The following is a 26,335-nucleotide window of genomic DNA, read 5'->3' as shown; positions in this document are numbered from 1 at the left end:
GATGCTAAGAGATTTGCAAGAAACAGATGTAAAAGCTATATGTGACATCAATCAAGAGACTTTGGGCTATACTTTTAGTCCAGAGGACACAGCTAGTCAACTAGCTAGACTATCTCAGGATTTACATCATTTCCTTCTTGGCTATGAGGATGAAGTCAGCCATGTCCTACTTGGATATGTCCATGCTGAGGTCTATGAGTCCCTTTATTCCAAAGCAGGATTTAATATCTTAGCCTTAGCGGTTTTACCTCAAGCACAAGGGCAAGGTATCGGTAAAAGCTTACTGCAAGGGTTGGATCAAGAAGCAAAAAGACGTGGTTATGGGTTTATCCGCTTAAACTCTGCTGATCATCGTCTGGGAGCTCATGCATTTTATGAAAAAGTTGGTTATACTTGTGATAAAGTGCAAAAACGGTTTATTCGCATCTTTTAGTTTATTTTGTAAAAACAAACTAAAGGACCAGTCACACTATAAAGGAGAAGACCTATGATTTTTGACAAAGATGATTTTAAAGCATACGATGCTGATCTCTGGAATGCTATTGCCAAAGAAGAAGAACGCCAACAAAACAACATTGAGTTGATTGCTTCGGAAAACGTTGTTTCCAAGGCTGTAATGGCTGCTCAAGGGTCTATCTTGACCAACAAATATGCCGAGGGTTACCCAGGACGCCGTTATTATGGTGGAACTGATGTAGTAGACGTAGTAGAGACTCTTGCTATTGAACGCGCGAAAGAAATTTTCGGTGCTAAATTTGCCAATGTCCAACCTCACTCAGGAAGCCAAGCCAACTGTGCAGCTTACATGGCTTTGATTGAGCCAGGTGATACCGTAATGGGGATGGATTTGGCAGCAGGTGGTCACTTGACCCACGGAGCTCCTGTCAGCTTCTCTGGTCAAACCTACAACTTTGTTTCTTATAGTGTGGATCCTGAAACGGAACTTTTGGACTTTGACGCTATCTTGAAACAAGCCCAAGAAGTAAAACCAAAACTAATCGTAGCAGGTGCTTCAGCCTATTCTCAAATTATCGACTTTTCAAAATTCCGTGAAATTGCTGATGCTGTTGGGGCTAAACTCATGGTAGATATGGCCCATATCGCTGGTTTGGTGGCAGCTGGTCTACATCCGAGTCCAGTTCCATATGCTCATATCACCACAACAACGACCCACAAAACCCTTCGTGGACCACGTGGTGGTTTGATTTTGACCAATGATGAAGACCTAGCTAAGAAAATCAACTCAGCTATTTTCCCTGGTATTCAAGGTGGTCCTTTGGAGCATGTTGTCGCTGCTAAAGCTGTTTCCTTCAAAGAAGTTTTAGATCCAGCCTTCAAGGAATATGCTGCTAATGTTATCAAAAATAGTAAGGCTATGGTTGAAGTCTTTTTGCAAGACCCGGATTTCCGTATCATTTCTGGTGGGACTGAAAATCACCTCTTCCTTGTTGATGTTACTAAGGTTGTAGAGAACGGAAAAGTTGCTCAAAACTTGCTGGACGAAGTCAATATTACCCTAAATAAAAACTCAATCCCATACGAAACCTTGTCACCATTCAAGACAAGTGGTATTCGTATCGGATCTGCAGCCATCACTGCGCGTGGATTTGGTGAGGAAGAAAGCCGTAAAGTTGCTGAACTCATCATTAAAACCCTTAAGAATGCAGAAAATGAAGCTGTCTTAGAAGAAGTGAGAAGTGAAGTCAAAGCGTTGACAGATGCTTTCCCATTATACGAGGACTAAAACTTTTATGGACATTTATATTAAGAAAGCTATTATCCATCAGTTCAGCCCGGATGATACCGAGCTGTTTCTAGCGGATAAATTTCTCAATATTACTCCAAAAATCGAAGAATACCTGCGCAAAAAAATCGAACGTGTGTATTCAGATGAAGCCAAGACTGGGATTTTCGAAGAAGAAAATCCCTTCTTCAATCACATCACGGATGATTTGTTGGAGACATCAGTAACACTGGCTAATCTTTGGAAAGAGGAATTCAGTATTTCTGAAAACCTCAAGACCAATGACTTGATTTTTGTGCAATTTTCGAAAGAAGGCGTAGAACATTTCGCTTTCTTGCGAATTGCCCTGCGTGAGACCTTGACCCACCTCGGTGGAGAAGTTGATAACCCAATCAAGCTAACTCAGAATAATCTACCTGGATTTGGAACGGGAGCTGACGAGGCCTTGGTGGTCAATCTTCAAAGTCGCAAGTACCATCTGATCGAGAAACGAATCAAGTACAATGGAACTTTTTTGAACTATTTTTCAGAAAATCTTCTTGCTGTCGCTCCTAAGATTTCTCCCAAGAAATCCATCAAGGAACTGGAAAAAACGGCCCAGAGAATTGCTGAGTCCTTTAACGCAGATGATTTTCAGTTTCAATCCAAGGTCAAATCTGCGATTTTCAACAATCTTGAAGAAAGCAATGAATTGTCACCTGAAAAATTGGCTAATGACCTTTTTGATAACAACCTGACAGCTCGCTTAAGTTTTATCGACCAAGTCAAGGAAGCTGTACCAGAACCAGTCCAGTTCGATGAAATTGATACCAGTCGTCAACTCAAGAAATTTGAAAATCAAAAACTTTCCTTGTCAAATGGAATCGAACTTATCGTTCCCAATAATGTTTACCAAGACGCAGAGTCTGTTGAGTTTATCCAAAATGACAATGGAACTTATTCTATTTTAATCAAAAATATCGAGGATATTCAAAGTAAATAATGTTTAAATTACTACGAAGAGTGCTAGTGCTAGCAGTCTTCCTTTTCACTGTCTATAAAGTCTATCATATCCATCAAGATGTGAAGCAAGTCATGACCTACCAACCTATGGTTCGGGAAATTCTCAGTGAAAGAGATACTCCAGCCAATGAAGAGCTTGTGCTCGCCATGATTTATACCGAAACGAAGGGAAAAGAGCGAGATGTCATGCAGTCTAGTGAGTCTGCTAGCGGTACTACAAATACTATCAATGACAATGTGACGAGCATTCGTCAGGGGATTCAGGCATTGACTGATAATCTCTACCTAGCTCAGGAAAAGGGCGTTGATGTCTGGACAGCTGTGCAAGCCTATAATTTTGGTCCTGCTTATATCGATTTTATCGCTCAAAATGGCAAGGAAAACACTCTCGCCTTGGCCAAACAATATTCTCGTGAAACTGTCGCTCCAATCCTTGGCAATACTACAGGGAAGACCTACACCTATATCAACCCGATTTCTATCTTTCACGGAGCAGAACTTTATGAAAATGGTGGAAATTATTACTACTCGAGACAGGTTCGCTTTAACCTCTATATCATGAAATTCTTTAATTTCTTTTAAACATCTGGTTTTTTGCCAGGTGTTTTTCACTATAAGTTTTCTTTAAGATTGTTTTATTAACCTAGAAAGGTAAAGGAGGGAATATCCCATGAGAAAGAAATTCTTTCTAACAAGCGCTGCAATTTTGTGGGCAGCAACAGCTATGACGAGTGTCCACGCAGCAACAGATGTTCAAAAAGTAATCGATGAAACCTATGTACAACCTGAATATGTCCTAGGTTCTTCTCTATCCGAAGACCAGAAAAACCAAACTCTTAGCAAACTTGGCTATGACGCATCAAAAGACACCAAAGATATCAAAACTATGACACCTGATGTCTATTCGAAAATCATGAATGTGGCTAATGATGCTAGCTTACAGCTCTATTCGTCAGCTAAGATTCAAAAGTTAGGTGATAAGTCGCCTCTAGAAGTCAAGATTGAAACGCCTGAAAATATCACCAAGGTGACGCAGGATATGTACCGTAACGCAGCAGTGACGCTGGGAGTGGAGCATGCCAAAATCACAGTTGCAGCACCCATTCCAGTTACAGGAGAGAGCGCCCTAGCAGGGATTTACTACTCGTTAGAGGCCAATGGAGCCAAAGTACCGCAAGCCAATAAAGACTTGGCTCAAGAAGAGTTAAAAGCCTTATCTGATATTAATGCTGAAAACAAGGACAAGTCAGGTTACGATGCCAATAAACTCAATGTTGCTTTGGCAGATATCAAGTCAGGAATTGCAAAGGCAAAAGAAGCCAAAGGAAATCTGACAGAAGAGGATGTTCGCAAAATCGTTGAAAATACCCTAAAAAACTACAAACTCGATCAGGTTATAACAGGAAACCAGATCAATATTATCATCAATTTTGCCCTCAACCTCTCAAAGAGTGACATTTTGAACAATGCTGATTTCACTAAAACCCTAAATGACCTCAAGGAAAGCATTGTATCCCAAGCTGGAGATAGTTTTAAAAATATCAACCTCAACTTTGATGCCAATAAAGCGCTAGAAGAGGGGGGCAACTTCTTTAGCTCTCTTTGGCAAGCCATTGTCAACTTCTTCAAGAGTTTTGGTGCTTAGGTCATTTCATGATATAATAGATGGTAGCAGAAATGTTGCCGTCTTTTTTTGTCGGCCGATAGAAGGTGAAAAATATGCTAAAGAAAAATGATATTGTAGAAGTTGAAATTGTCGATTTGACCCATGAAGGTGCTGGGGTTGCTAAGGTAGATGGTTTGGTTTTCTTTGTAGAAAATGCTCTACCAACTGAGAAAATCCTCATGCGAGTCCTCAAAGTCAATAAAAAAATTGGTTTTGGGAAGGTTGAAGAATACCTTGTTCAGTCACCTTATCGTAACCAAAATTTAGATTTGGCTTACCTGCGTTCAGGTATCGCTGACTTGGGGCATCTTGCCTATCCAGAGCAGCTCAAGTTCAAAACCAAGCAAGTCAAAGACAATCTCTACAAAATTGCTGGCATTAGAGATGTAGAGGTCGCTGAAACACTAGGTATGGAAAATCCAGTTAAGTATCGAAACAAGGCACAGGTGCCCGTTCGTCGAGTGAATGGTGTTTTGGAAACTGGCTTTTTCCGTAAGAATTCGCACGACCTTATGCCCCTTGAAGATTTCTTTATCCAGGATCCTGTCATTGACCAAGTCGTAGTTGCTCTTCGAAATTTGTTCCGTCGCTATGATTTGAAACCATATGACGAAAAGGAACAGTCTGGCTTGATTCGGAATCTTGTGGTGCGTCGTGGTCACTATTCAGGACAAATCATGGTCATTTTGGTGACAACTCGTCCGAAAGTTTTTCGTATTGAACAGTTGATCGAGCAACTAATCAAGCAGTTCCCAGAGATTGTATCTGTCATGCAAAATATCAACGACCAGAATACCAATGCTATTTTCGGCAAGGAGTGGCGGACTCTCTATGGTCAAGATTACATTACTGACCAAATGTTGGGAAATGACTTCCAAATATCTGGACCAGCCTTCTATCAGGTCAATACAGAAATGGCTGAAAAACTCTATCAAACAGCCATTGACTTTGCGGGGTTACGAGAAGATGATGTTGTTATTGATGCCTACTCAGGAATTGGAACCATTGGTTTATCCGTTGCTAAGCATGTCAAGGAAGTCTACGGTGTTGAAGTTATTCCAGAAGCGGTAGTAAATTGCCAGAAAAATGCTAGTATAAATGGCATTACCAATGCCCACTATGTCTGTGACACAGCTGAAAATGCTATGAAAAATTGGCTCAAGGAAGGTATTCAACCAACTGCCATTCTTGTTGACCCACCTAGAAAAGGTCTCACCGAGAGCTTTATCAAGGCAAGTAGCCAAACAGGAGCTGACCGCATTGCCTATATCTCTTGTAATGTCGCAACCATGGCGCGTGATATCAAACTCTACCAAGAATTGGGATATGAGTTGAGGAAAGTCCAGCCGGTGGATCTATTTCCGCAGACGCATCATGTTGAGGCGGTATCACTGCTTGTACGAGCTGAGGCATCAGCGAAGTAGAAGTAGATGCTCCGCCCATGGGATAGGACTCGTAGAATGAGGAGGGAAACCGACGAAATGATACGGTAAGTCCGAACCGCTGAGTGTGTAAGCTTGTTAGTGAAACGTAATTAAAATCTCGCTTTTTCATTTCAAGGCGAGAGGCTTCAAAGCTCCACTGGAGCTTTGAACTCCCCAAACCTTTTGAGTTCCACAGACGCATCATGCGGAGGCGGTATCACTGCTTGTTCAAATAGATTAACAAGGATGTAGCTAGTGAAAGTCCTACAGTAAGGAGTTTAAACATGAAATTCCATGAATTTGGTGATAAGAATTTGCCTCCTATTTTACTGATACATGGTGGTGGAAGTTCTTGGTGGAATTATCTTCGTCAAGCACGAATCTTGTCAGAAGAATACCGTATTATTCTACCCACTTTGAATGGCCACGGCGAGGAATATCAACTTGATTATGTTTCTACTGAAGATTCTGCTTTGGAGATTCTAGACTATATCAAAGCAAACTGTGGTGGGAAATTGTTTGCAATCGGTGGTGTTTCACTTGGTGGTCAAATTGCCATGGAGCTTTTGTCTTTAGACAGTGAAATTGCTGAGAAGGCCATCATAGATGGAAGCCTCTGTATTCCTCAACCAAGGTTAGCTAAAATCAGCATCTTTCTAGTGTTTCTATTCGGTAAACTGATGTTCAATAAATTCTCTTGCAAACTTCAGTTAAGCATGATGAACAAACTCTATCCTAAACTGGCTTATCCAGAGGAAATAAAAGCTTATTATTTGGAGGATTTGCCAAGGACGCCTGTCAAAACATTGGTGACCATTTACAAAAACTATATGGGATGTTACAAGCTGAAAGATATGATTTCTGCTAGCAAGGCTCAGATTCTGTATATTTATGGTGAAAAAGAATTGAACTGTGTGAAAGAATCAGCGAAATTATTTCATCAGCTACATTCAAATACAATTTTGTATGAAGCAAAGGGCTATAAACACGGCTATTTATCAGCTTACTTGCCTTATGAGTGGATTGATTTGGTGGTGCCATTTTTAAAGAGTGATTCATTAGAAATGTGTAACAAATCTGATATGCCATAAGGAGGAAACGGATGCTAGGAGCAATAGTTGGAGACATTGTAGGTTCTGTTTACGAATGGAACAATATCAAAACGAAAGACTTTCCTTTATTTTGTGAGGATTGTTTTTTCACGGATGGTACGGTAAGTCCGAACCGCTGAATGTGTAAGCTTGTTAGTGAAACGTAGTTAATCCTTAAAATAAAGAAACTAAAACTCCATTATTTTTAGATGAAAACCTAAACTGTTTTTAAGGAGGTGAAATATTGATAGAAAGCAGACCTGAGTTTGATAAAATCGAATCCTTTGATGAGTTCAGTAAATACTATTGGTATCGTGAGGAACTTTCACAGATATGCAAGTCATTAGGGCTTGAAAATAGAGGTACAAAACAGGAACTCAATGATATTATTGAGCAGTACTTTAAGGGGAATTTGATTAAAAAATCATCAGTAAAAAGGAAAAAGAAACGAGTAGAAGTCGTTACCTTAGATACGCCCTTACTTGAATGCGGATTCTCCTTTAATGCACAATTTAGAGAATATTTCTCAACTTTAACAGGTGTTTCGCCCTTTAAATTTAATGCTGATATGGCCACTGCTTGGAGAAAAGTAAAAAAAGAACATGATTTAAGTTTTACCATTCAAGATATGCTAAAAGTTTATTATGGAAATTCAGACTATGCCAAGTATGATCATTCGGTTTGTCAATGGAATCAATTTTTAAAGGATTTCTGTGCAGACGAAAATAGTGGCAACTACTCGAATAAACTAAAAGTAGCTTCTATTCTTTGGAAAGAAGTTAGAAATTCAAAAAATGAAAAAATTTATTCAAAGAATCTTTTGACCGAATATGCTGATAAAGTAAAAGAGTATGGCAAGGTAGTTCAATAGAAGTGCCTTTGTTTTGAAAATCTGAATTTTTAACTAGCTATTATACATGTCTTGTTTTATGATTTAGAGACTTTAAAACCTTTTGATTTGATTGCTGTTCGCTTAGCTGAATTAAAGCAGTATCTAAGTTTAAAGTAAGCTACAATCATTTTAAGCGATTTTGAGCAAGTCAAGGATATTTTTTCTGAAGACGGAGTAAGTAGTGAGCTAATGTAGATTTACCCACATCTATTTGTCTTTTTAAATGGATTTATAAAACCTAAAAATATGGAGGATATTTTATGATGCAAGTAAATGAGTTTATTAATAAAGTAGATATTACAGATAGTGATAATGTCACTTGTGAATTTGAAGTACGTAAAAAGGCAATGGATTTTTATAAGAAGTATCCTTTTTATGAGGAAGATGATTGGAAGATTATTAAGTTTCAAAACTCAGTTGATAAATATAATAAATTAAAGAATAATAAAGATATTGAAGCATACAAAGAAAAATCAAAATCAGGATATAAGGGAGCTCATTTGCTTGTCAATAAATCGAAAGGTATTGCACTTACGGCTGACATTCTTACTTCAATCACTGTTCCGTATAAAAAAATTACCAATGTTGAACCTAGCTTGAAAGGTGGTAAAGAAATAAAAGACGGGATATTAAAAGGTGATTTAGAAATACCACATGATTTGGAACCTTATTTTAAAGCTTTTGCTATTGTTTACTATTGGTGTGGAAATATGATGCCAGTGGTGGAAAGTTTCATCCCTGGAAGTGATGGAGCAGATAACTGGCTTTGGAAGATGAATATAATAATTAATTGTCATAAAGGTGGTCCCCATCAAAACTGGAGAGATTGGATTAAAGAAAACTGGGGAGAAGATCTAAACAAATTCATCACAGATTACTATTTTGAAGATTGTTTTGACAAGGATAGTTTAATCATAAAGAATATTGTTCCAAGTCTCAAAGAAGACTATGTTGTTTCATTAAGTTGTCATTACTTACATCTCATTCAAGAAAATGAACATAAATTAGCAAAAGAATTTTTAATCAATCATGTAAAAGTGATTATTCAAAGAAGTTACCGAATTGAAAATAAATTTCATGGGGATTGGAAGAAAAAGGAAGAGGACGAGGTAAAAGAAATTTTTAAAGAGATTTTCGCGCAAGCTGGATTTAATGGCAAACAGATTAATAAAATGCTTTCTTTATTTTAGATAATCGTTAATATTCTAGCGCCAATCGTTTGATATTATCTGATAATCTTTACTTTAAACTATGTTTTATATGCTCGAAATTCACAGTAAACTCTTTGTCTATGTTTTTATAAATTAATGCCCAGTACGTCAAAGTTCTTTTTTCTGAGTTTTCATTATATAATAGCATTATATGTAATGAAATATATAGCAACTCTAACATTTCTATTTAAAATTCAAGGAGAAAATCAATGAAAAAAGCAATGTTAATTATTAACCCTACCTCTGGTGGGGAAAAGGCCTTGGATTATAAGGTCAAGCTGGAGAATAAGGCCAAGGATTATTTTGAGCATGTGGAAACCAAAATTACTGAAAAAGCGCTAGATGCGACACATTTTGCTGAGGAAGCGTCTCGTGAGCAGTACGATGCAGTGGTTGTGTTTGGTGGAGACGGGACTGTCAATGAAGTCATTTCAGGTATTGCTGAGAGAGACTACACTCCGAAGTTAGGGATTATCCCTGGCGGTACAGGCAACCTCATTACGAAACTTTTGGAAATCAATCAAGACATCGATGGCGCGATTGATGAACTCGATTTTAATTTAACCAATAAGATTGATATTGGTAAAGCAAATGACAACTATTTTGGTTATATCTTTAGTATCGGTTCTCTGCCTGAGGCGATTCACAATGTGGAGATCGAGGACAAGACAAAATTCGGTATTTTAGCCTATGCTGTAAATACTATGAAGTCTGTGATGACGGATCAGGTCTTTAACATTAAGATTGAGACAGAAAATGGAAACTACATTGGACCGGCAAGTCATGTCTTGGTTCTCCTTACCAATTATTTCGCTGACAAGAAGATTTTTGACGAAAACAAGGATGGTTATGCTAATATTTTGATTTTAAAAGATGCCTCAATCCTTACTAAATTGTCAGTTATCCCTGATTTATTAAAAGGGGATGTTGTCGTAAATGACAATATCGAGTATCTGAAAGCTCGACATATAAAAATCTCTTCAGATAGTGAATTGGAAACGGATGTTGATGGTGACAAATCCGATAATCTACCTGTAGAAATCAAGGTACTAGGTCAGCATATCGAAGTATATTCTCAACCGAAAGAGTAGAAGGAAAACTAGTTTATCTTTCATTGAGAAATAAATTTTTATATCAAGGATTGGAGGAGGGATGAATTCTCTATTTGATGAATTCCGAACAATTTGTTCTCATTTAAACCAAGTCGGAATTACACCGACGCTTATGGGGTCTTTGGGGTTTGAATACCGTTCAAATGAAGATTGGGAGCCGTCTGACATTGACATTCATGTCTCTGGAGATCCTAGAGGCTGGGATGCGCCTGATCATCTCAGAATTTATGACTGGGACAAGATAATGAAAGTGATGAACCACTTAGGCTACACTTTAATAGATATTCATGAGCATGAATTCCAAAAAGATGGCTTGAGTGTTGAATTTGGAAGTATCGATTCCTTACCTGATTTTGCAGGAGTTTCGGAATCGGATATAGAGCTTATTCATCTTGAAAACATCACTTTTCGTGTTCCAAGTCTGGCACAGTATCTAAGTATTTACAAAGCTTCTTCTCATGACTCCTATCGAAACAATCAAAATAGCAATAAAGATTTTAAGAAGATTGATTGGCTGGAAAGACATTTGTAAATCATCATTTAAAAAGTAGTAAGTTGTGAGATTTACTGCTTTTTTATTTTCATAAACAAACTATTGGAAAATACAAACGAGCCTTGCAAATAAAATTTTAAAGTAGTATACTGGAGTTATGATTATGAAAACGTTTGCGTCGCAGATGAATGAAAGTAAATCAGGAGACAAAACAATGGAATTAACAGCTATTTACCATAGACCAGAGTCGGAGTATGCTTATCTTTATAAGGATCAGACAATGCACATTCGTATCCGGACCAAGAAAGATGATATTGAAAGTATCAACTTGCATTATGGAGATCCTTTTATCTTTATAGAGGACCGTTATGAAGTAATCAAGGAGATGACCAAAGTCACCTCCGATGCCATATTTGATTACTGGCAAGTGGAAGTTACAGTTGGCTATGCCCGACTCCAGTATCTCTTTGAACTCAAGGATAAGCAAGGTCGGAGAATCTTATACGGCGATAAGGGGTGTGTTGAAAACACACTCGAAAATCTTCATTACGAGGGGAATGGCTTTAAGCTTCCTTATATTCATGAAATTGATGCTTGTCATGTACCTGACTGGGTTTCAAGGACGGTTTGGTATCAGATTTTCCCAGAACGCTTTGCCAACGGCAATCCTGCTCTTTCGCCAGAAGGAGCTCTAGCTTGGGATTCGTCAATCAAACCGAAGACGAGCGATTTCTTTGGTGGGGATTTACAAGGAATTATTGACCATCTGGATTACTTGCAGGACTTGGGGATTACAGGTCTTTATCTCTGTCCGATTTTTGAATCCCCAAGCAATCACAAGTACAATACAACGGATTATTTCGAAATTGATCGTCATTTTGGAGATAAGGAAACCTTTCGTAAACTGGTGGATGAGGCCCATCAGAGAGGCATGAAAATCATGCTGGACGCTGTTTTCAACCATATCGGTGACCAATCGCCACAGTGGCAGGATGTTCTCAAGCATGGTGAAGATTCTGTTTATAAAGACTGGTTCCATATTCAAGACTTTCCAGTCGTTAAAGAAAATCTTGTTAATAAAAGAGAACTATCCTACCACACCTTTGCCTTTGAAAGCTATATGCCTAAGCTCAATACGGCAAATCCTCAAGTAAGAGACTATTTGTTGAGCGTTGCCACCTACTGGATTGAAGAGTTTGATATCGATGCTTGGCGCCTGGATGTGGCCAATGAAGTCGACCACCAATTTTGGCGAGATTTCCGTAAGGCTGTCTTGGCTAAAAAACCTGACCTTTATATTCTTGGAGAGGTCTGGCACACTTCTCAGCCTTGGCTAAATGGCGATGAGTTCCACGCAGTTATGAACTATCCTCTCTCTGACAGTATCAAGGATTATTTCTTGCGTGGGGTCAAGAAGTCCCATCAATTTATCGATGAGATCAATAGCCAGTCTATGTACTATAGACAGCAAATTTCGGAAGTGATGTTCAATCTCTTGGATTCGCATGATACGGAGCGTATTTTGGCTACAGCCAAGGGAGATGTCCAACTGGTTAAGTCTGCCCTAGCCTGCCTCTTTTTACAAAGGGGAACACCGTGTTTCTACTATGGAACCGAGCTAGAATTAGACGGAGGACCAGATCCAGATTGTCGTCGCGTTATGCCTTGGGAACGTGTTTCCGACAGCAATGACATGCTTAATTTCATGAAGAAATTGATTCAGATTCGCAAGAGTGTTTCAGACATTATCCAACATGGAACATATAGCCTGAAAGAAATCAAGCCGGACGTGCTAGCTCTCGAATGGAATTATGATGGACAAAAACTCCAAGCTATTTTTAACCAATCAACTGAAAATTATCTTGTAGATAGTGATGCTGTAGCGTTAGCCAGTCATTGCCAAGAATTGGAACAGCAACTGGTGATATTGCCTAAAGGATTTGTGATTCAATAAAAAATGTAATCAAAAAGACTGTAATGATGGGCAACCATTCGTTCCAGTCTTTTTTCTATTTATGTAGTATAATAAAGGAAATACCAAAGGCAAACCCTTAGAAAAAAGAGAACGATGAACCATCTAGTCCAATCTTTAAAAGAAAAGATCACTGACTAAACGTCCATGGTTCGACAAGTTCCTAATGACGATGAAGAATTTTATCAAGTCCATTTAGATATTTTCTATAAGCCGACTAGTGAGAATGCAGAGTTTAGTGAGTCTATATGGGACAAAGATCTTGATGAGTATATCTTTGACTATATTCGAAACTCTGAGGTCTTTGCCGATGCTAAAGACAAGGAATACCTCAAAGTAAAAATTTATTTAGATGAAACTTAGTGAGGAGAAATCATGTTTAATTTTTTTAAGCGAAAAAGAAACAAGCGGTTCAATCAGGAGTCACATGACAAGGCTAAAGAAAATCAGGCTGTTTCTGAAAAGAAACTTGATTTAGAAAATGATGAAGCAAAAGTGGATTCTGAACAAATCCTCCATTTTGATCATTTGAATTTTAAATTGGCCGTGATTCAGGTCTTAATGTACGATTTACAAGTATTGAAACCATCCTTTGATATATATGATTTTGCTGATCGATACAGTACAGAAGAGATTGATACTGAAAGCATGGAAGTTATAAGACCGGCTCTTGAGTATTTTGAAGCCTTATCTATTCCTAAGAAATATGCTGAAGAGGTCAAAGAAATTTACATGGATGGTGGAAATGAGATTTATATGAATATCATTCCGCAATGGGATGGAGAAGATGGAACATTTGATTTAAATGAGCTCAGTTTATCCGAACTGCAACAATTTCCAAACTTGAAAGAAGCAACTATTTTAAGTAGCAATTTTGATAGCGTGAAAGAAATCTTTGATGCGGCTGGTGTTGAAGTAGAGCTATTATAATTTTAGTTATCAAGACAGTTCATGTTAAAACAATAATTGGGTCACGCTTTAAAAGGAGTATGAAAATCAATGGATGCCAACACACTTAGAGTTGTGAAAATAGATAAAGAAGCACTTTATGAATTCATCTATGAAAACTTTATAGCACAGCAGGAAGAATTGTTAGACATATCCAAATCTGAAGTGATGAATGATTTTGCAATAGATTGGGAAAAAGGGGAGTTTCTATTTACTGCGCATAGACAGGAAAACATGGCTGGAGAATTGATTTCCTTACCACAAGGACTAAATGCGGAAACATTACTGGAAAACTTGCCTGTTACAACTGATTCTGTACTTAAACCAAATCAAATCTATAAAGATTATTCATTTGACGATTTGAGCAAATTTATTTGATGAGAGTATTTTATATCGCAGAGGTTGTAGATGCTAGAGTGCGGTGAGTTACAGTTAATTACAAGAGAAAAGTGTGAAAAAATACAATTTTTACTCAATCTGGTGTAACTTACTCGAATTTAAATAGTCGATCTAGTGTTGAAGAAGTGAAGAATTTATTATCCACTCATACTATCATTAGAAGGAAGCAAGTCAAAGAATTCAACTTATAAAAGTCCCTTTATCGTAGAAAATATTGATTAGATAGCAAAGAAGGGGAAAAAATGAAACTATTTAAAAAAATTTCCTGTCTATTTATTATTATAGTTGGCGCCTTTCTACTAAGTGCCTGTACCTCGCATAAAGAAGAAAAAGAGCGACTAGTTCGATATCTCAATAAGGTCTATGGAGAAAATGCTTATGAGATGAAAGAAGATCCCAGGCATCCCTATTATTGGTTTGTGACATTGAAGGGTTATCCAAATATTCCCTTTACTTGTAGTGTGTCCCATGATTGGCTAGCAATGGGATCACCTTTTATTCATTCTGATTTTGAAGAAACATTCTGCACAAGAGCTCTTGCGGAATATAAGGAAAATCATAATCTAGGTGATGATGTCCTTTCCTATCTGCATCCTGTAAATTTTGTCTATTCTACAGAAGTAACAAATTTAGATCAACTAAAAGAATCCTATGACAAGATGTTGGACTTTATCAACTATACTAGCCTGAAGTATCCTATTTTAGTAGAAACTGATTGTTTCGGGGTACGAATGGATATCAATGGTATTCGATTAAAGAGCTCGAGGAGGGATCTTGATGGGTCAATCGATACCAGTATTTATCGACAAGTTTGCAATGCAGAAAATGGGAAATTAAACATAAGACCTTTTGAGGAAATTCGTCAAGAATTGGAACCCCAACTACGAACACACCCTGAGAATTCAAAGGGATTTGTATTTGTAGTAAACACGACCTCCTTTGTACTAGGAAGCGATACACTCGATGATTGCTTATATAAGCATTTCGAATTATCATCTACCACAGTAGAAGAACTTCAAAAGATCAAGTTGCAACCTGGAGAAAATAGCGAAAACTATATATTGTCCAAAGACTATAATGATAATAGTCTGGAGTATTATACAAAAGTTACAGTGCAGGTCAAAAATCTAAGTGATAAGGAATGTTCCGTTTTAGAGGGAACGTTGATGAAGGCTGTCATCTCTGATCCGGCAAGTATGTATATTGGGGATGTCTATTTTGAATTTGATAAAAGAAAAGAATTAACCGCTGATTTATATGATATGCTTGGAACAAAAAGACCCTCCACTAGTGAAGAGGAGAGCGACGGAGTTCCCTATAAAAATATAAGAGTTTTATTTAAGATGAAGACCTATTTCAAAGAGATAGACAGCGTTACATTATCCTATCGGGAGTAGGGATTTTCTCACTCCCAGATTGTATGCTGGGCTCTTACTCCGTATTGATTGGGGGACTGGTCACTATTGAAATTCGCCACAAATTGATAGCTGTTCCATAGTACATAGTCGGCAGTTTGCAGTCTCAGACTGAAGTAGGTATCGTGCTTCACTTCTTTAGCATCAGCAGGTTTTAGTGAAAAGATATCTGTTAAGTTTCTCGTTTTAAAGTCATTGATTGTGAGTTTGGAGAGGTCTTGACCGTTGATTTTAACTTGGGATAGTTGCGGGCTGTCTGCTGAGATTTCATAGTATGTAACCACGCAGTTCGCGAGCTTATCAGTGTCTTTCCACTTTGGTGTAATGCTCATAAGACCGTAAGATTTACCATCTCGGACTATTTCAAGCAGTTCTCCATAGTAGAAGTGGTCATTGCGCTTGTTCACAATCTCGCTCTCAGGATTTTTTCCAGTAAAGCTGAACCCCTGGTCCAGTAGTTCTGAAGCTCTTGTTTCTCCGACCACCACACTGGTCTTGTCGATTTGAACTGGAATAGGTTGAGCGGGAAAGCCAGTAATGAAGATGCAAAAAGTAAAGTTGAAAACGGTCAAAAAGACAGCACCAAAAACCGCATTGGATGATGAATAGTGGTGATGGTTTTTCCTTGGTCGCTTTACTATAAATAACATTAAGTTGATAAGGTTTCTAAACAGCATACTTGCTACAAAAATTTCAAATTGAGCCTTTAAACACGTATAAAGGGCTGCTGAAAAATTGTCCATTTTAACATACAGTGCCACTAGAGTGAGGATATTAGCCAGAACAAAATAGAAAATAAATAGGTTTACTTCCTTGAGAGCGTCCCTATTAGTGATATCTTCATATTCAACATGGTAGCGTCCTTGAAAACCTTGTCCAAACTGATACATCCACTTAGGAACTTCTTCGCCGGCTCTAACGGCACTCGCCAGTTTAAAATAGAGATAAATCGTACAGACTAAGAATAGGAAAAAAATAAAATAAAAAGTCAAAGCAAATATAAAAAAGCCCATCGCTATTCTCCTTTTTAAACTATAATCCGCATTTTGGATACACCTTTATTATAACACTTTATAGGGAAAACATCTGAGGATACAATAAATCAGGCAAAAACTAAACCTGGGCGAAATTGAGCTTATATAAAAATGTCATTCAACATAGAAATTTTGGAGGAAAAACAAATGGGAATGATTGCTAATTATAGATATATCAATGATCAGTATTTACATCAAATGAAAAGTTTTAATGCTGAAGAAGATGATCAATTTGAGATAGTAGAGGAAGCAGGGCTTCTACTTGACATAGATAAAATGTGGGATGTTCTTCATTTTGTGCTTACAGGTGTTGGTACTTCAAATCCTAGTGGAAATGATCCTTTGAGCGTTGCTGTTTTGGGTGTGGTACCCTTTGAAAATGTTACGGAATATATTGCTTATACAGAAAAATCAAAAGTAGTAGAGATTTGTTCAGCTTTTGAAAACTTTGATATTGAAAAAGCCATGGCGCATTTTAGTATGCAAGCTTGTAAAAATGCAGATCTTTATCCTGATATTTGGGATTATGATGACGAAGAGGAAGAAATTGAAGAAGAAATCTGCGAGTATTTCCAAGCAATGAAAGATTTTTACAAGAAGATTTTAGAGCTCAATGGTAATGTCATGGTCACTATTTGTTAAAAGGTTTATCAAACGTTTCTAAAAGAATAAAATAGCTTGAGGCAAAAAATGGATAAAGAAGATTTACAAAAAGCATATCTTGACTTGGAAAATGAAAGCTTTCCTTCTGGTAAAAGAATCAAATTTGTAGCTAATTTGGGTAGTTCCCAAGAAATCGCATATCATTATGAACTGATTTGCAAAGATTGGAATGAAGGTAGAAACCTGCATTTAGAAGGTAGCTTTGATAAACATGGAAGAGAGGGATTAGAGTTTTTATTTGAACAGTTGGATGAAGTTAAAGAGGAAAAACAAAGTGTATTGACTGCGTATCTTATAGCAGAAATCCTTTCTAAATCAAAGTATCGAGATTTTTATTGGTCGCTTTGTGACCAACTGATTCCTATTCTCATTTCACTTTTAGATATAAAGAATACTATTTTTCGTCAAAAGGTGGTCATAGCTTTAGGTTGGGTAGGAACAGAAAAAGAAATTGGTCTTTTGACAAGACAAATGCTAGGTGATGGAGATGCTCTTTGTCGTGCATGGTCTGCGACAAGTCTCATGCAACTGTCCTTTCATAGGGTAAAAGCAGAAATTATATCCAAAAAAGCAAAGTCCAGTTTTATTCAAGCTATTACCGAAGAAAAAGATCCTTATGCTTGTGGTTTGATGATAGAAGCAGCTCAACTATTATTTGGCAAGAGATGGATATCATCTTCTGCGGTAGAAAATATGAACCTTGAAAAAATAGAAAAGGCCAAAAAATCTGCTATTAGATTTCTAAGTAAGCATTAGGGATCAATTATATAGAAACATTCGAGAGTTATTTGATAGATAAGTTTCTGTAGCTCTAAAACTACAAAGAAACATATTATCAATATCATCACCTGAAATGTATGAATGTTGTGGTCATCATTGTTTCTTTCTACATAGTAAGCCTGCAGTACACTGAAACTACAGGCTTTTGTCTTTTAAGTGGTATAATAGAAGAAAGACGAGAAGTGTTTTATATATAAAGGGTTCCAAGATCCAATATTAATCGAGGATGGCATGAGATAAAAAAGATTTATTGGCATTATGGAAGGGAAGAAACTGGGAAAATAATGATTCGGAGATCAATTTTCTAGGGCGATGTCTTAATAAAACCATAAATATTCATTTTACAGGCTATTGTGAACAGGATCTACTCTTGTTATCGGGTGATTTGATGTCTAGGCTCTACAGAGACTTGGAGCAGCTAGATAAAAAAGCTCAAAAGGTTATTCAAGATAACTGGCCTGATGAAGCTATTTCAGAACTGGAATTAACTGAGCTAATCTTTGATAAAAACGGTTCTTATGGCGAATTTGCTCTAGGATATGATGCAGGTGACTCTCCGGCTGGGCCACTTTACCTGCTAGTGAAATTCGATAAACAGTTTCAGGCTAATAAAGAGGTTATTTATGAAATTTACTAACCACCTAAAAATGAAAGTTTAAAATGAGGTAAAAAAATGAAAGAATACCTAACAGAATGGATACGTTTAAAAGAGGATTTCAATCTTCAGGATGGTGACAAATCAAGCGTTTTAGCTCTCTATCAATTTGCAGATAGACTCTCTGAGATTGAGGAGATAGAGGCGAAGAAGGTATTGGTGGATGTGTATCAAAAACTTGGTATGATGGAGAGTGCTTTTAGAGTGTTTTCGAATATCTTTGATAAAGCAGACCGAAAACAACTGAAGAAATTTGCCACTTTACAAGAGTTGAGTAATAATCGTGGGGATGATTTCGCTTTGCCACGTCCACTAACAGTGGTAGAAGAAGCTGAGAGACAGGAATGTTTGAAAGATTTACCGTATTTTCGTTATCATCCTGATCTACTGGCTACAGATGCCTTTGTGGAGGGAGAAGAACAAATCTGTCCTTGCTGTGGTAAAAAATCAAGAGTTTATTATGCTATGCGTCCTTACTGTATAGATGATGTAGACTATCTCTGTCCGATGTGTATCGCAAATGGGGAAGCAGCTAAAAAATTTGATGCAGAATTTGTTCAGGGAGCAGAATGGACTGGAGAGCCAGATGAAGAGAAAAACAATATTCTTTTCTACCAAACACCAGGATACCCAAGCTGGCAGGGAGAATATTGGCTCTCATGCTGTGATGATTACTGTGCCTACTTGGGAACGGTAGGAACTCGGGAGTTGAAAGCAATGGATATTGCTGATGAAGTCTTAGCAGAATACCACGCGCGCGATGAGTTTGCAGATGTAGAAGATTATCTTGTAAAAGATGGTTCCGTTTGTGGCTATCTATTCAGATGTCTTGACTGTAAAAAATATCATCTCTGGGTAGATGCGGATTAGGAAACTATTGTAAACTGGCCAAGAAAGGTTCAAATTATAAGAGAGGATGATGGCATTGGAGAATTTAGAGATTTTTTAGATTGCATCTAAGTATTTTCTAGGACAAATGACTGGGTTCAAAGACTTATTAGCTAGTAAGATCAATCAATTGGATAGTATTGATTGGATTCATAATAAAGGAAGCGTAAAAACTTGCAAAGCTGATAAAACGGGTCGAAAGATGAGATGTAAGGTTGGTTTGGGATATGGTCTAAAAGTCGAATTATCGCTTAATGAGGTTGAGCTGATTTGGGAAGCGTTTCAGAAGTTTTTTAAAGAAAGCTATTTCGAAAGGATTGAAAGAAATAGAAACAATGAAGAATTAGGAAGATACGAATTTATTGCAAGGACTCCTAAAGGAGATGAAATTGAGTGTAGAATTTACCTAGCTAATGAGTGGAATATTCCTCAGATTTCGATTTCAGGCTTTGTCTCTTCTCGCTATAAGAATTGCGATTTTAGCAAGTAATGGAAAAGATGGGTAGAAAAGGTGAGATATGAAGCACTTAGACCGGGACAATATGCAAAAAAGCCTTGAGGCCTTGTATGTTTTGGATGATTATTTAACAGATCCTTCAAAAGACTATTTGAGATTGATACGAAAGAAAGTAACGGACTTCAGTAGCCAATACAGCATTGATAACGGTGCTGGGGATTCTTTGGATGTGATTTTTACAGAAGAAGTGGTCTTGATAAAGGGATATGATCATGAAAATAGTCTCAATCAGTTTGCAGCTGACCAATGGAATCAGAACATTATCGACAGGATTTATGAAGGTATTGATGAAAAATGGCTGAATCTTTTAACTTTAAAAGAAAGAGAAGAAACAACATTTTGTATCTGGTATGATGGTACCATTCATCAAAATAACATTGAGAATAATAATGGCGGAACTTGGTTATTGGGATACACCTTTGATACATACGATAGGTTCAAAGAATTTGTGACAGAATATTATTCTTTTGAATTTGATGATAAGTTGTTGAAAAAACTCTATACTGATGGTAGTCTGTCTGATAGAGAATTAGCAGAACTGGTACATGAATATCGAGGTTAGAAATAATGGAACTGACGTTAAAAAGCACCCCAGAAAAATACAAAAAAATGGTAGATGAACTTTTACCTCCATTATTGGAATTATTACAGAAATTAACCTTTTTGGAAGAAGAAATCTATGAACGCAACAAGGAACTCGATGCTGAAAAAAGGCTACTCAAGATACCTTCACATCAGATTCATCCCGAATGGAAGGAACTGATGGACGAATACCATCAACGCTATCTGGTTCTCCTTGATGGCTGTGTCAGCGAGAAACTCTTATCAAAAGGGGCTAGGAACTCCTATGGCCATCCAAGTGAGTATTCATATTTACGAGGCGAGAATTTTTCCGTTTGGTTTACCATGCGAAAAAGGGATCTGGCAACGGTAATACTATACTATGAAGAAGCTTTGGAAATGAAACATAAGTTTGTGCTTAGGTTGATTGATGGCAAATGGTTGATTGATGAGAAATTCTATGGATTTGGCGGTGAAAAAACATGGTATGTCGATATGCTCTGAACAAGGTCCCTATGTTCCCTTCACCAATAATCACAAATTATCTAGACTGCAATTCCTTGAATTAGAAGATTTTTAATTCGTTCTCCAAACTTTAGACGAGGTTTTATATGAAAGGCGATATGCGAAAGGATTACCTCTATCGGTATCTACTCTACAGATTTGAAAAGGAAACTTGTAAGAATAGTGCTTTGGAAAGGATCAATCAGGAGGCCAAAGAAAGAATCTGTCAACAGGCGACAAAGACCACCAGACGGATTAGTGTATTTGTCGGTCTGGTCTACTTGATTCTGTTTTGTTTGATAATTATCTGGCTGAATGCGAATTGCTCCCAAAATCCATTCTTCCGATGGTACCAAGGCTACATAGAATCACTATTTCCATTGATCAATGGTGATTGGGGGAGTAGTTGGATTGAGAAAAAAGGGACGATTTTATGGATTGCTATTAAGGCCTTCCCCATATTTGTTCTTAATGGGATCCCCTTTCTTTTACTCGTGCTACTGATTGCGAATAGAACTTTAAAAAAGAAAATAAAGGCTGAATGTATCAACTAAGGAGAAAAAAGATGGACAGAATGATTGCAATCGGATCACTGGCTTTTCTTGGACTAGCGTTTTTGGGGATTGGACTTGGAATGTATTTCTTCCTCAAAAGGCTGGTAGTGAATGGGAAATCCGTCTTAGACGAGCCAGTAAATGAGCAAACTCGTACAGATAAGATGGGGCTTGGCGAGCTTTTGGTTTATTTGTCGATGATTGCGATTGCTGGCGTTTTTGTAGTGCAAATAATGAGTAGGGGTGGAACTGGTAATGCTATCTTGGCTAGAATTGTCATTCTACCACCGATTATGGCACTTTTTAATGCTAGAAAACGCACGGGAAAAGCGATGATCGCACTTGTGGTTTCTTTTATGGTGGCTTTATTTCTTATGATAGCCTACGGTCAGATAGGATTGCCACCCAAAGCTCCAGAATTGATGATAGATGACAAGTCGATCACGCTAACACAAACAAGTGTGAGTGATCTTCTGAAAGAAGGTTTTGACATCTATATCAGGGGGGAGGATAGCTTTGGCGATGATTATGAAGCGAATATTTCTTCGGGGAAAATCAAAAAATATCAGGCTGATAAGAGTATTTTTATCAAGAAAGGCTTCCGTCGAGATAGCAATGCTGTGTCGTATGCTCCCTATCTTCTTGGCAAAGATGGTTTAATCCTTGGAAGTATTGCCTTATACGGAGATGAAACAAAAGAAACCGCCTTAGAGGACTGTAAAATTATCCAATTTAAGCTAGATGAAGATCGTATCAAAGCAGCAAAATCAAAAGCTATCTCCTATAAGCTGAATGGTGTAGATTTACTGACTAGAATTGAAGAAGGAGCTATGCGAACAACCTTTGGTGATAAATTATGGTCAGTTCCGCCTGCACATCCTGTCGATTCGACCCAACTATGGTATGGTATCCAGTGGAAAAGTCACAGTGACCACCTGTTTTGGAATGAGTATTTCTCCTTAATTCGCTTGGATGAGAACTACCATATGATAGATTTTGAGCTAGTTGGAGAAGTAGCGCGTGATGATTAGTGAAATAAAGATCTACTAAGTTTTTTTGATGTTATTCTATTTGTACTTTGGTCAGGATTAGTATATAATCTATCATAGAGTCATTTACCAACTAGGAGAAGAATCATGGAATTAAAAGATTTTACTAAAAAAGAACAGGACATGATAAAGCAGGGACTGACAACATCTGAAATTAGCGATAAGGAAACCGCTGCGAAAATCCTTGCCCTAGTGCCTCAGGAATGGATCAAACGCATTCCCTTTTTCGTGCGAAAACACGCAACAACTCGGACAATAAAGCGAATTTCTATCGAACATCCAGAACTTTATGCTATTGCGAAAAGAAGTGGTGAGATTCCTGAGAAGGAACGAGAAAAATTGCGCAAAATCATTACTGATATTTTCCAAGAGAAAATGAATAAGCATAAAATCAAATAATATTCTTTTATAAAAATCAGTTTCTATAAGCCTGTCTTACAAAAATGTAAGATAGGCTTTTTAAATGTAAGATGGGTGTACGATTATACGTGGAAATATATGCTATACTCTATGTAGATCAAAAAGAAAGAGGTTTATTATGAAAAAATGGAATGCGACGCAGTTGAAGTATCTGATGGCGGCAGTAATGGTTCTAGACCATATTCCGCATATTACCGGAATCGTTTCTCCTTTGTGGGAAGGTATCTTTCACGCCTTGACCCGTTGTGTGGGAGTTTGGTTTGCCTATATGGCTATGGAAGGATTTATCCATACTCGAAACTTGAAAAACTACCTCATCCGTCTCTGGAGTTGGGCGCTTATCATGTTTGCTGGAAATAGCCTTCTCAATACTCTGTTTGCCTCTAAGGGTGTAATGGTTACTAATAATATTTTCTTTACTCTAGCCATCGGTGTCACCATGCTTTGGGTTGGTTTTCCCAGAAAAGAATTGGATAAAAAAGAGAGGTTGTGGCGACGAATTGGAGTTGCTGGGCTTTTGATTTTCGGTTGTCTTTTTACTGAGGGTGGTATCACCGTGCTACCATTTCTCTTGATTAGTTACTCTTGTCGGAATCGCAAGGGATTGCGAAATCTCCTCTATACTCTCCTTTGGGCCTTCCTATTATTGACTTCTATCCATACCTATGATACTTGGTACCAAACCTTGGAAATGATGCTTTTCAATTCTGACTGGCTCTTTATCACCGTCTTTCCTTTTATGGCCTTGTATAATGGACAGCGAGGAAAAGAAACCAGTTGGAGTAAATATTTCTTTTATATTTTCTACCCAGCTCATTTATGGATTATTACCCTGATTGCTTATTTGCTTAAGTAGATTCAATATTCATTAGCTCCTTCTTGCTTAAAATGTGAGAGGAGCTTTTCTGTATCTGGAATTCCTAACAAAACATGTTATAATAGTTTTAGAAAGGACGAGGTTTATGGCGAGCATACTTGTAATTGAAGATAATAATGAAATCCAGGAAATCTTAAGAACCCTTCTTACAGAGGAACACGAGGTGATTCAAGCATTTTCTGGTACAGAAGGTATAATGCAATTTGACAAAGGTGGCATTGATCTCGTTTTGCTAGATATCATGCTCCCTGGAAAAAATGGCGACCAAGTCTTGCAAGCTATTCGACAAACTAGTCAGACTCCGGTCATCATGCTTACTGCTTTAGGTGATAAAAAGCTCATCAGCCAATATCTACTAGACGGTGCCAATGATTATGTAGTAAAACCTTTTGATTTGGACGAAGTCTTTGCCAGAGTCACCGTGCAATTACGCCAAAGTGGTGAACATCAGTCAGAAGATCGAAGAGAAATTGATAACCTCGTACAAAATTTTAAAAATATCCAGTTTGATGCGGATAGTTTTGAAATAAGCAACTCTACTGAAATCATTCGCCTTGCAAAGAAAGAGTGCCAGATTCTCCAAATGTTGCTCCAGCATCCTAAAAAGATCTTCACCAAGGAAGAACTCTATGAATTGATTTGGGAAGAAAGTTACCTTTCTGGAGACAATACGCTCAACACCCATCTAAGCAATCTCCGTAAAAAACTGCATCAACTGGATCCAAATCACGAATACATCGAAACTATTTGGGGAGTTGGTGTCCGATTAAAAGGAGATAAATAATGAATTACATTTTGATATCAATATTGCTCCTTACTAACATTATTTTGGCGATTTCTTTGATTCGCTATCATATAGCAATTAGAGATTTAAGCAGACAAATCGAAGAAAAGATTCGCTCTGGTAGCATGAAGAGGATCGGGGTAAATTTCTTTTCAAAGACCATTTTGCGTCTACATAACCAAATTGAGAATCTATTTCAAGAAGTGGAGCAAAACCAGCTAATCATGAAGCGTGAAAAACGCACCCTAGATATGGCAATCAGTAACATTGCTCATGATATTCGGACACCTTTGACAATCGCATCAGGATATACTCAGCAACTAATAAAACACCCCGATAATAGTTCAGAAACCTTAAGCAAAATAGCCCATCATCTTGATTTGGTTTCCAAACGTTTGGAGGCTCTCCTCGAATACCGTCATTTGATGGAAGGAGCAGTCAAACCGAAACTGGAAGAGCTTGATTTATCAACTTTTATAACGAAAAAGACATTATCCTATTACGACGTTTTTCAATCTTCACATATTGCTCTTGATTTTAATGTTGAACCAGGATTGAAAACGATGACTGATGAGGACTTGCTTGATCGAATTATACAAAACCTCCTTGGAAATGTTCTCAAGCACGGCAAGGAGAAGGCTCGACTTTCTTTGAAAAAGGAAGAAAAGAGGCTTGTTTTGGAAATTGATAATCTTGTCAAAAAACCTATCAAGAATATAGATAATCTCAGCAATCGTTTTTATTCTGAAAATATGTCGGATACTGAAGAATCCTCTGGTTTAGGTCTCTATATTACTGAGGAATTAGTTCATCTTCTTGGAGCGGATATGAAGCTAGCCACTGATGGAGAATGGTTTTCGGTCTTTATTTATTTTTAACAGAAGAAACCTCCTCTATAAGCTTAGAGGAGGTCCTTTTTATAAGCTTTTCTTCTTGAAAACAGTCAGTCCACTGAAAGAGAAGAGAAGTATGACAACTACGCAAACCGTGATGATATAGAGTACAGACTGACTATCAGCAGTCATGGCATAGGCAAAATTTAAGTTTAAATATCGTAAAATTTCGATATTTGGAAAGATAAGCATTGGCGTAGAAAGGATGATAGAGGTAACTAGATAGCCAATAAATGTGGCAAGATAAGAATGAGTCACATAGAGAATAAAGGAAACAATCGAAAGCCAAGCGAGGAGGCAGAGAAATTGGAGGGAAATCGTTAAGAGGAGGTTTGTAATAAAACCATCAGGCATCGTACCAAGTCCGTTTAGTAGAGTTGAGGGAATAAAGGCAATCACAAGGCTGGCGATGAGTTGCAAGAGAGCGATGCTTGCTAGTACAAAGGATTTAGCGAAGAAAAACTCTGTACGAGAAACGCCAACTGTCAAACTATTTTTATAGAGCTTGCCGATTAGATCAACTCCAAGAACTAGACATGCTAGAACAATGCAGAGAAAAACGAGGTTTGAACCATTGCTAGACGTGTTGATAAGAGCTTGAACGCCGTCCCAACCATGGGTTGGAGTCTCTGGTGGTGTTGTATTTACTGCCATTAGATGTCCTGTAGCGCCAATAGTAGCACCCAATAACATAAGTACAAAGAGAACGCATTCTGTAATCCAGAATCCTTTGGAGCGGAAAAGACGGTAAAAATCTGCTTGAATGGTATGTATCATGATTTTTCTC

Annotated in this window: 30 protein-coding genes and 1 pseudogene; 29 read left to right on the top strand and 2 right to left on the bottom strand. The window is 37.6% G+C overall.

The annotated features are described in order from the left end of the window. The first annotated feature begins 1 nt into the window (after window position 1). The 17 genes and pseudogenes from K1I53_RS01865 to K1I53_RS01785 all read left to right on the top strand — a co-directional run bounded on the left by K1I53_RS01865 (window position 2) and on the right by K1I53_RS01785 (window position 15,351). Complete coding sequence (locus tag K1I53_RS01865) at window positions 2–433, top strand: GNAT family N-acetyltransferase (protein WP_223327881.1); 432 nt, start codon at window positions 2–4, stop codon at window positions 431–433. A gap of 54 nt (window positions 434–487) precedes the next feature. Further along, window positions 488–1,744, top strand: a complete 1,257-nt coding sequence (glyA, locus tag K1I53_RS01860) for a serine hydroxymethyltransferase (RefSeq protein WP_000575498.1) — start codon at window positions 488–490, stop codon at window positions 1,742–1,744. A 7-nt stretch (window positions 1,745–1,751) separates the two neighbouring features. Then, window positions 1,752–2,726 carry a nucleoid-associated protein gene (locus K1I53_RS01855; protein ID WP_223327879.1) on the top strand — a complete coding sequence of 325 codons (975 nt, stop codon included), beginning with the start codon at window positions 1,752–1,754 and terminating at the stop codon, window positions 2,724–2,726. Further along, complete coding sequence (locus tag K1I53_RS01850) at window positions 2,726–3,328, top strand: lysozyme family protein (RefSeq protein WP_223327877.1); 603 nt, start codon at window positions 2,726–2,728, stop codon at window positions 3,326–3,328. Before K1I53_RS01855 ends, K1I53_RS01850 begins: the two co-directional genes overlap by 1 nt. 88 nt (window positions 3,329–3,416) lie before the next feature. Beyond that, window positions 3,417–4,391: a DUF1002 domain-containing protein gene (locus tag K1I53_RS01845; RefSeq protein WP_223327875.1), complete on the top strand. Its 975-nt coding sequence runs from the start codon at window positions 3,417–3,419 to the stop codon at window positions 4,389–4,391. 74 nt (window positions 4,392–4,465) lie between these two features. Continuing rightward, window positions 4,466–5,836 carry a 23S rRNA (uracil(1939)-C(5))-methyltransferase RlmD gene (gene rlmD / locus K1I53_RS01840; RefSeq protein ID WP_223327873.1) on the top strand — a complete coding sequence of 457 codons (1,371 nt, stop codon included), beginning with the start codon at window positions 4,466–4,468 and terminating at the stop codon, window positions 5,834–5,836. A 284-nt stretch (window positions 5,837–6,120) separates the two neighbouring features. Continuing rightward, window positions 6,121–6,927 (top strand): alpha/beta fold hydrolase, encoded by an 807-nt coding sequence (locus K1I53_RS01835; RefSeq protein WP_223327871.1) that lies wholly within the window; start codon window positions 6,121–6,123, stop codon window positions 6,925–6,927. 11 nt (window positions 6,928–6,938) lie between these two features. Next, on the top strand, window positions 6,939–7,067 hold the full coding sequence (locus tag K1I53_RS01830) for an ADP-ribosylglycohydrolase (RefSeq protein WP_223327869.1): 129 nt from the start codon (window positions 6,939–6,941) through the stop codon (window positions 7,065–7,067). A 104-nt stretch (window positions 7,068–7,171) separates the two neighbouring features. Further along, window positions 7,172–7,798: an SAP domain-containing protein gene (locus tag K1I53_RS01825; protein WP_223327867.1), complete on the top strand. Its 627-nt coding sequence runs from the start codon at window positions 7,172–7,174 to the stop codon at window positions 7,796–7,798. Window positions 7,799–8,079: 281 nt separating this feature from the next. Further along, entirely contained in the window at window positions 8,080–9,009 is a 930-nt protein-coding gene (locus K1I53_RS01820; protein WP_223327865.1) for a hypothetical protein, read from the top strand. Between the two features lie 230 nt (window positions 9,010–9,239). Continuing rightward, window positions 9,240–10,121, top strand: a complete 882-nt coding sequence (locus K1I53_RS01815; RefSeq protein ID WP_223327863.1) for a diacylglycerol/lipid kinase family protein — start codon at window positions 9,240–9,242, stop codon at window positions 10,119–10,121. 61 nt (window positions 10,122–10,182) lie between these two features. Beyond that, on the top strand, window positions 10,183–10,674 hold the full coding sequence (locus K1I53_RS01810) for a phosphoribosylanthranilate isomerase (RefSeq protein WP_223327861.1): 492 nt from the start codon (window positions 10,183–10,185) through the stop codon (window positions 10,672–10,674). Window positions 10,675–10,849: 175 nt separating this feature from the next. Beyond that, window positions 10,850–12,589, top strand: coding sequence for a glycoside hydrolase family 13 protein (locus K1I53_RS01805; RefSeq protein ID WP_223328423.1), 1,740 nt, complete (start codon window positions 10,850–10,852; stop codon window positions 12,587–12,589). Window positions 12,590–12,751: 162 nt separating this feature from the next. Continuing rightward, window positions 12,752–12,970 (top strand): annotated as a pseudogene (locus K1I53_RS01800) (hypothetical protein); the annotation flags it as partial. 12 nt (window positions 12,971–12,982) lie between these two features. After that, window positions 12,983–13,537: a DUF6892 domain-containing protein gene (locus tag K1I53_RS01795; protein WP_223327858.1), complete on the top strand. Its 555-nt coding sequence runs from the start codon at window positions 12,983–12,985 to the stop codon at window positions 13,535–13,537. A 69-nt stretch (window positions 13,538–13,606) separates the two neighbouring features. Further along, window positions 13,607–13,933, top strand: a complete 327-nt coding sequence (locus tag K1I53_RS01790; RefSeq protein ID WP_223327856.1) for a hypothetical protein — start codon at window positions 13,607–13,609, stop codon at window positions 13,931–13,933. Window positions 13,934–14,196: 263 nt separating this feature from the next. Beyond that, window positions 14,197–15,351, top strand: a complete 1,155-nt coding sequence (locus K1I53_RS01785) for a hypothetical protein (protein WP_223327855.1) — start codon at window positions 14,197–14,199, stop codon at window positions 15,349–15,351. Window positions 15,352–15,359: 8 nt separating this feature from the next. On the opposite strand, the gene K1I53_RS01780 is transcribed toward K1I53_RS01785, so the two are convergent. Further along, window positions 15,360–16,382, bottom strand: a complete 1,023-nt coding sequence (locus K1I53_RS01780; RefSeq protein ID WP_223327853.1) for a hypothetical protein — start codon at window positions 16,380–16,382, stop codon at window positions 15,360–15,362. A gap of 168 nt (window positions 16,383–16,550) precedes the next feature. On the opposite strand from K1I53_RS01780, the gene K1I53_RS01775 reads away from it, so the two are divergent. The 12 genes from K1I53_RS01775 to K1I53_RS01720 all read left to right on the top strand — a co-directional run bounded on the left by K1I53_RS01775 (window position 16,551) and on the right by K1I53_RS01720 (window position 25,533). Next, window positions 16,551–17,045, top strand: coding sequence for a YfbM family protein (locus tag K1I53_RS01775; protein WP_223327852.1), 495 nt, complete (start codon window positions 16,551–16,553; stop codon window positions 17,043–17,045). Window positions 17,046–17,093: 48 nt separating this feature from the next. Continuing rightward, window positions 17,094–17,822, top strand: coding sequence for a HEAT repeat domain-containing protein (locus K1I53_RS01770; RefSeq protein WP_223327850.1), 729 nt, complete (start codon window positions 17,094–17,096; stop codon window positions 17,820–17,822). Between the two features lie 274 nt (window positions 17,823–18,096). After that, complete coding sequence (locus K1I53_RS01765; protein WP_223327848.1) at window positions 18,097–18,483, top strand: hypothetical protein; 387 nt, start codon at window positions 18,097–18,099, stop codon at window positions 18,481–18,483. Between the two features lie 36 nt (window positions 18,484–18,519). Beyond that, window positions 18,520–19,371: a CbrC family protein gene (locus K1I53_RS01760; protein WP_223327845.1), complete on the top strand. Its 852-nt coding sequence runs from the start codon at window positions 18,520–18,522 to the stop codon at window positions 19,369–19,371. Window positions 19,372–19,519: 148 nt separating this feature from the next. After that, window positions 19,520–19,879: a hypothetical protein gene (locus K1I53_RS01755; RefSeq protein ID WP_223327844.1), complete on the top strand. Its 360-nt coding sequence runs from the start codon at window positions 19,520–19,522 to the stop codon at window positions 19,877–19,879. 28 nt (window positions 19,880–19,907) lie between these two features. Beyond that, window positions 19,908–20,468: a hypothetical protein gene (locus K1I53_RS01750; protein ID WP_223327842.1), complete on the top strand. Its 561-nt coding sequence runs from the start codon at window positions 19,908–19,910 to the stop codon at window positions 20,466–20,468. A gap of 47 nt (window positions 20,469–20,515) precedes the next feature. Beyond that, window positions 20,516–20,971 (top strand): hypothetical protein, encoded by a 456-nt coding sequence (locus K1I53_RS01745; protein ID WP_223327840.1) that lies wholly within the window; start codon window positions 20,516–20,518, stop codon window positions 20,969–20,971. A 565-nt stretch (window positions 20,972–21,536) separates the two neighbouring features. Further along, window positions 21,537–22,556: a hypothetical protein gene (locus K1I53_RS01740; RefSeq protein ID WP_223327838.1), complete on the top strand. Its 1,020-nt coding sequence runs from the start codon at window positions 21,537–21,539 to the stop codon at window positions 22,554–22,556. Window positions 22,557–22,661: 105 nt separating this feature from the next. Continuing rightward, window positions 22,662–22,973: a hypothetical protein gene (locus K1I53_RS01735; RefSeq protein ID WP_223327836.1), complete on the top strand. Its 312-nt coding sequence runs from the start codon at window positions 22,662–22,664 to the stop codon at window positions 22,971–22,973. 139 nt (window positions 22,974–23,112) lie between these two features. Next, a complete protein-coding gene (locus K1I53_RS01730) occupies window positions 23,113–23,850 on the top strand; it encodes a TraX family protein (RefSeq protein WP_223327834.1) in 738 nt (245 codons plus the stop codon). A gap of 106 nt (window positions 23,851–23,956) precedes the next feature. Next, a complete protein-coding gene (locus tag K1I53_RS01725; protein WP_223327832.1) occupies window positions 23,957–24,655 on the top strand; it encodes a response regulator transcription factor in 699 nt (232 codons plus the stop codon). Beyond that, a complete protein-coding gene (locus tag K1I53_RS01720) occupies window positions 24,655–25,533 on the top strand; it encodes a sensor histidine kinase (protein WP_223327830.1) in 879 nt (292 codons plus the stop codon). Before K1I53_RS01725 ends, K1I53_RS01720 begins: the two co-directional genes overlap by 1 nt. Before the next feature lie 39 nt (window positions 25,534–25,572). Here K1I53_RS01720 and K1I53_RS01715 read toward each other — a convergent pair whose 3' ends face one another. Then, the gene (locus K1I53_RS01715) at window positions 25,573–26,325 is read right to left on the bottom strand and encodes an ABC transporter permease (protein WP_223327828.1); all 753 of its coding nucleotides are present in this window, start codon (window positions 26,323–26,325) and stop codon (window positions 25,573–25,575) included. Between the last annotated feature and the right edge of the window lie 10 nt (window positions 26,326–26,335).

It is taken from the genome of Streptococcus oralis (assembly GCF_019929365.1).
Classification (GTDB): Bacteria; Bacillota; Bacilli; order Lactobacillales; family Streptococcaceae; genus Streptococcus; species Streptococcus oralis_BT.
This window is presented reverse-complemented; position numbering and strand designations above follow the sequence as displayed.

What these genes read in the sequence shown, in the direction of transcription:
- K1I53_RS01865 (WP_223327881.1), top strand. Translation starts at nt 2, where the DNA reads ATGCTAAGAGATTTGCAAGAAACAGATGTAAAAGCTATATGTGACATC.
- glyA (WP_000575498.1), top strand. Translation starts at nt 488, where the DNA reads ATGATTTTTGACAAAGATGATTTTAAAGCATACGATGCTGATCTCTGG.
- K1I53_RS01855 (WP_223327879.1), top strand. Translation starts at nt 1,752, where the DNA reads ATGGACATTTATATTAAGAAAGCTATTATCCATCAGTTCAGCCCGGAT.
- K1I53_RS01850 (WP_223327877.1), top strand. Translation starts at nt 2,726, where the DNA reads ATGTTTAAATTACTACGAAGAGTGCTAGTGCTAGCAGTCTTCCTTTTC.
- K1I53_RS01845 (WP_223327875.1), top strand. Translation starts at nt 3,417, where the DNA reads ATGAGAAAGAAATTCTTTCTAACAAGCGCTGCAATTTTGTGGGCAGCA.
- rlmD (WP_223327873.1), top strand. Translation starts at nt 4,466, where the DNA reads ATGCTAAAGAAAAATGATATTGTAGAAGTTGAAATTGTCGATTTGACC.
- K1I53_RS01835 (WP_223327871.1), top strand. Translation starts at nt 6,121, where the DNA reads ATGAAATTCCATGAATTTGGTGATAAGAATTTGCCTCCTATTTTACTG.
- K1I53_RS01830 (WP_223327869.1), top strand. Translation starts at nt 6,939, where the DNA reads ATGCTAGGAGCAATAGTTGGAGACATTGTAGGTTCTGTTTACGAATGG.
- K1I53_RS01820 (WP_223327865.1), top strand. Translation starts at nt 8,080, where the DNA reads ATGATGCAAGTAAATGAGTTTATTAATAAAGTAGATATTACAGATAGT.
- K1I53_RS01815 (WP_223327863.1), top strand. Translation starts at nt 9,240, where the DNA reads ATGAAAAAAGCAATGTTAATTATTAACCCTACCTCTGGTGGGGAAAAG.
- K1I53_RS01810 (WP_223327861.1), top strand. Translation starts at nt 10,183, where the DNA reads ATGAATTCTCTATTTGATGAATTCCGAACAATTTGTTCTCATTTAAAC.
- K1I53_RS01805 (WP_223328423.1), top strand. Translation starts at nt 10,850, where the DNA reads ATGGAATTAACAGCTATTTACCATAGACCAGAGTCGGAGTATGCTTAT.
- K1I53_RS01795 (WP_223327858.1), top strand. Translation starts at nt 12,983, where the DNA reads ATGTTTAATTTTTTTAAGCGAAAAAGAAACAAGCGGTTCAATCAGGAG.
- K1I53_RS01790 (WP_223327856.1), top strand. Translation starts at nt 13,607, where the DNA reads ATGGATGCCAACACACTTAGAGTTGTGAAAATAGATAAAGAAGCACTT.
- K1I53_RS01785 (WP_223327855.1), top strand. Translation starts at nt 14,197, where the DNA reads ATGAAACTATTTAAAAAAATTTCCTGTCTATTTATTATTATAGTTGGC.
- K1I53_RS01780 (WP_223327853.1), bottom strand. Translation starts at nt 16,382, where the DNA reads ATGGGCTTTTTTATATTTGCTTTGACTTTTTATTTTATTTTTTTCCTA.
- K1I53_RS01775 (WP_223327852.1), top strand. Translation starts at nt 16,551, where the DNA reads ATGGGAATGATTGCTAATTATAGATATATCAATGATCAGTATTTACAT.
- K1I53_RS01770 (WP_223327850.1), top strand. Translation starts at nt 17,094, where the DNA reads ATGGATAAAGAAGATTTACAAAAAGCATATCTTGACTTGGAAAATGAA.
- K1I53_RS01760 (WP_223327845.1), top strand. Translation starts at nt 18,520, where the DNA reads ATGAAAGAATACCTAACAGAATGGATACGTTTAAAAGAGGATTTCAAT.
- K1I53_RS01750 (WP_223327842.1), top strand. Translation starts at nt 19,908, where the DNA reads ATGAAGCACTTAGACCGGGACAATATGCAAAAAAGCCTTGAGGCCTTG.
- K1I53_RS01745 (WP_223327840.1), top strand. Translation starts at nt 20,516, where the DNA reads ATGGTAGATGAACTTTTACCTCCATTATTGGAATTATTACAGAAATTA.
- K1I53_RS01740 (WP_223327838.1), top strand. Translation starts at nt 21,537, where the DNA reads ATGGACAGAATGATTGCAATCGGATCACTGGCTTTTCTTGGACTAGCG.
- K1I53_RS01735 (WP_223327836.1), top strand. Translation starts at nt 22,662, where the DNA reads ATGGAATTAAAAGATTTTACTAAAAAAGAACAGGACATGATAAAGCAG.
- K1I53_RS01730 (WP_223327834.1), top strand. Translation starts at nt 23,113, where the DNA reads ATGAAAAAATGGAATGCGACGCAGTTGAAGTATCTGATGGCGGCAGTA.
- K1I53_RS01725 (WP_223327832.1), top strand. Translation starts at nt 23,957, where the DNA reads ATGGCGAGCATACTTGTAATTGAAGATAATAATGAAATCCAGGAAATC.
- K1I53_RS01720 (WP_223327830.1), top strand. Translation starts at nt 24,655, where the DNA reads ATGAATTACATTTTGATATCAATATTGCTCCTTACTAACATTATTTTG.
- K1I53_RS01715 (WP_223327828.1), bottom strand. Translation starts at nt 26,325, where the DNA reads ATGATACATACCATTCAAGCAGATTTTTACCGTCTTTTCCGCTCCAAA.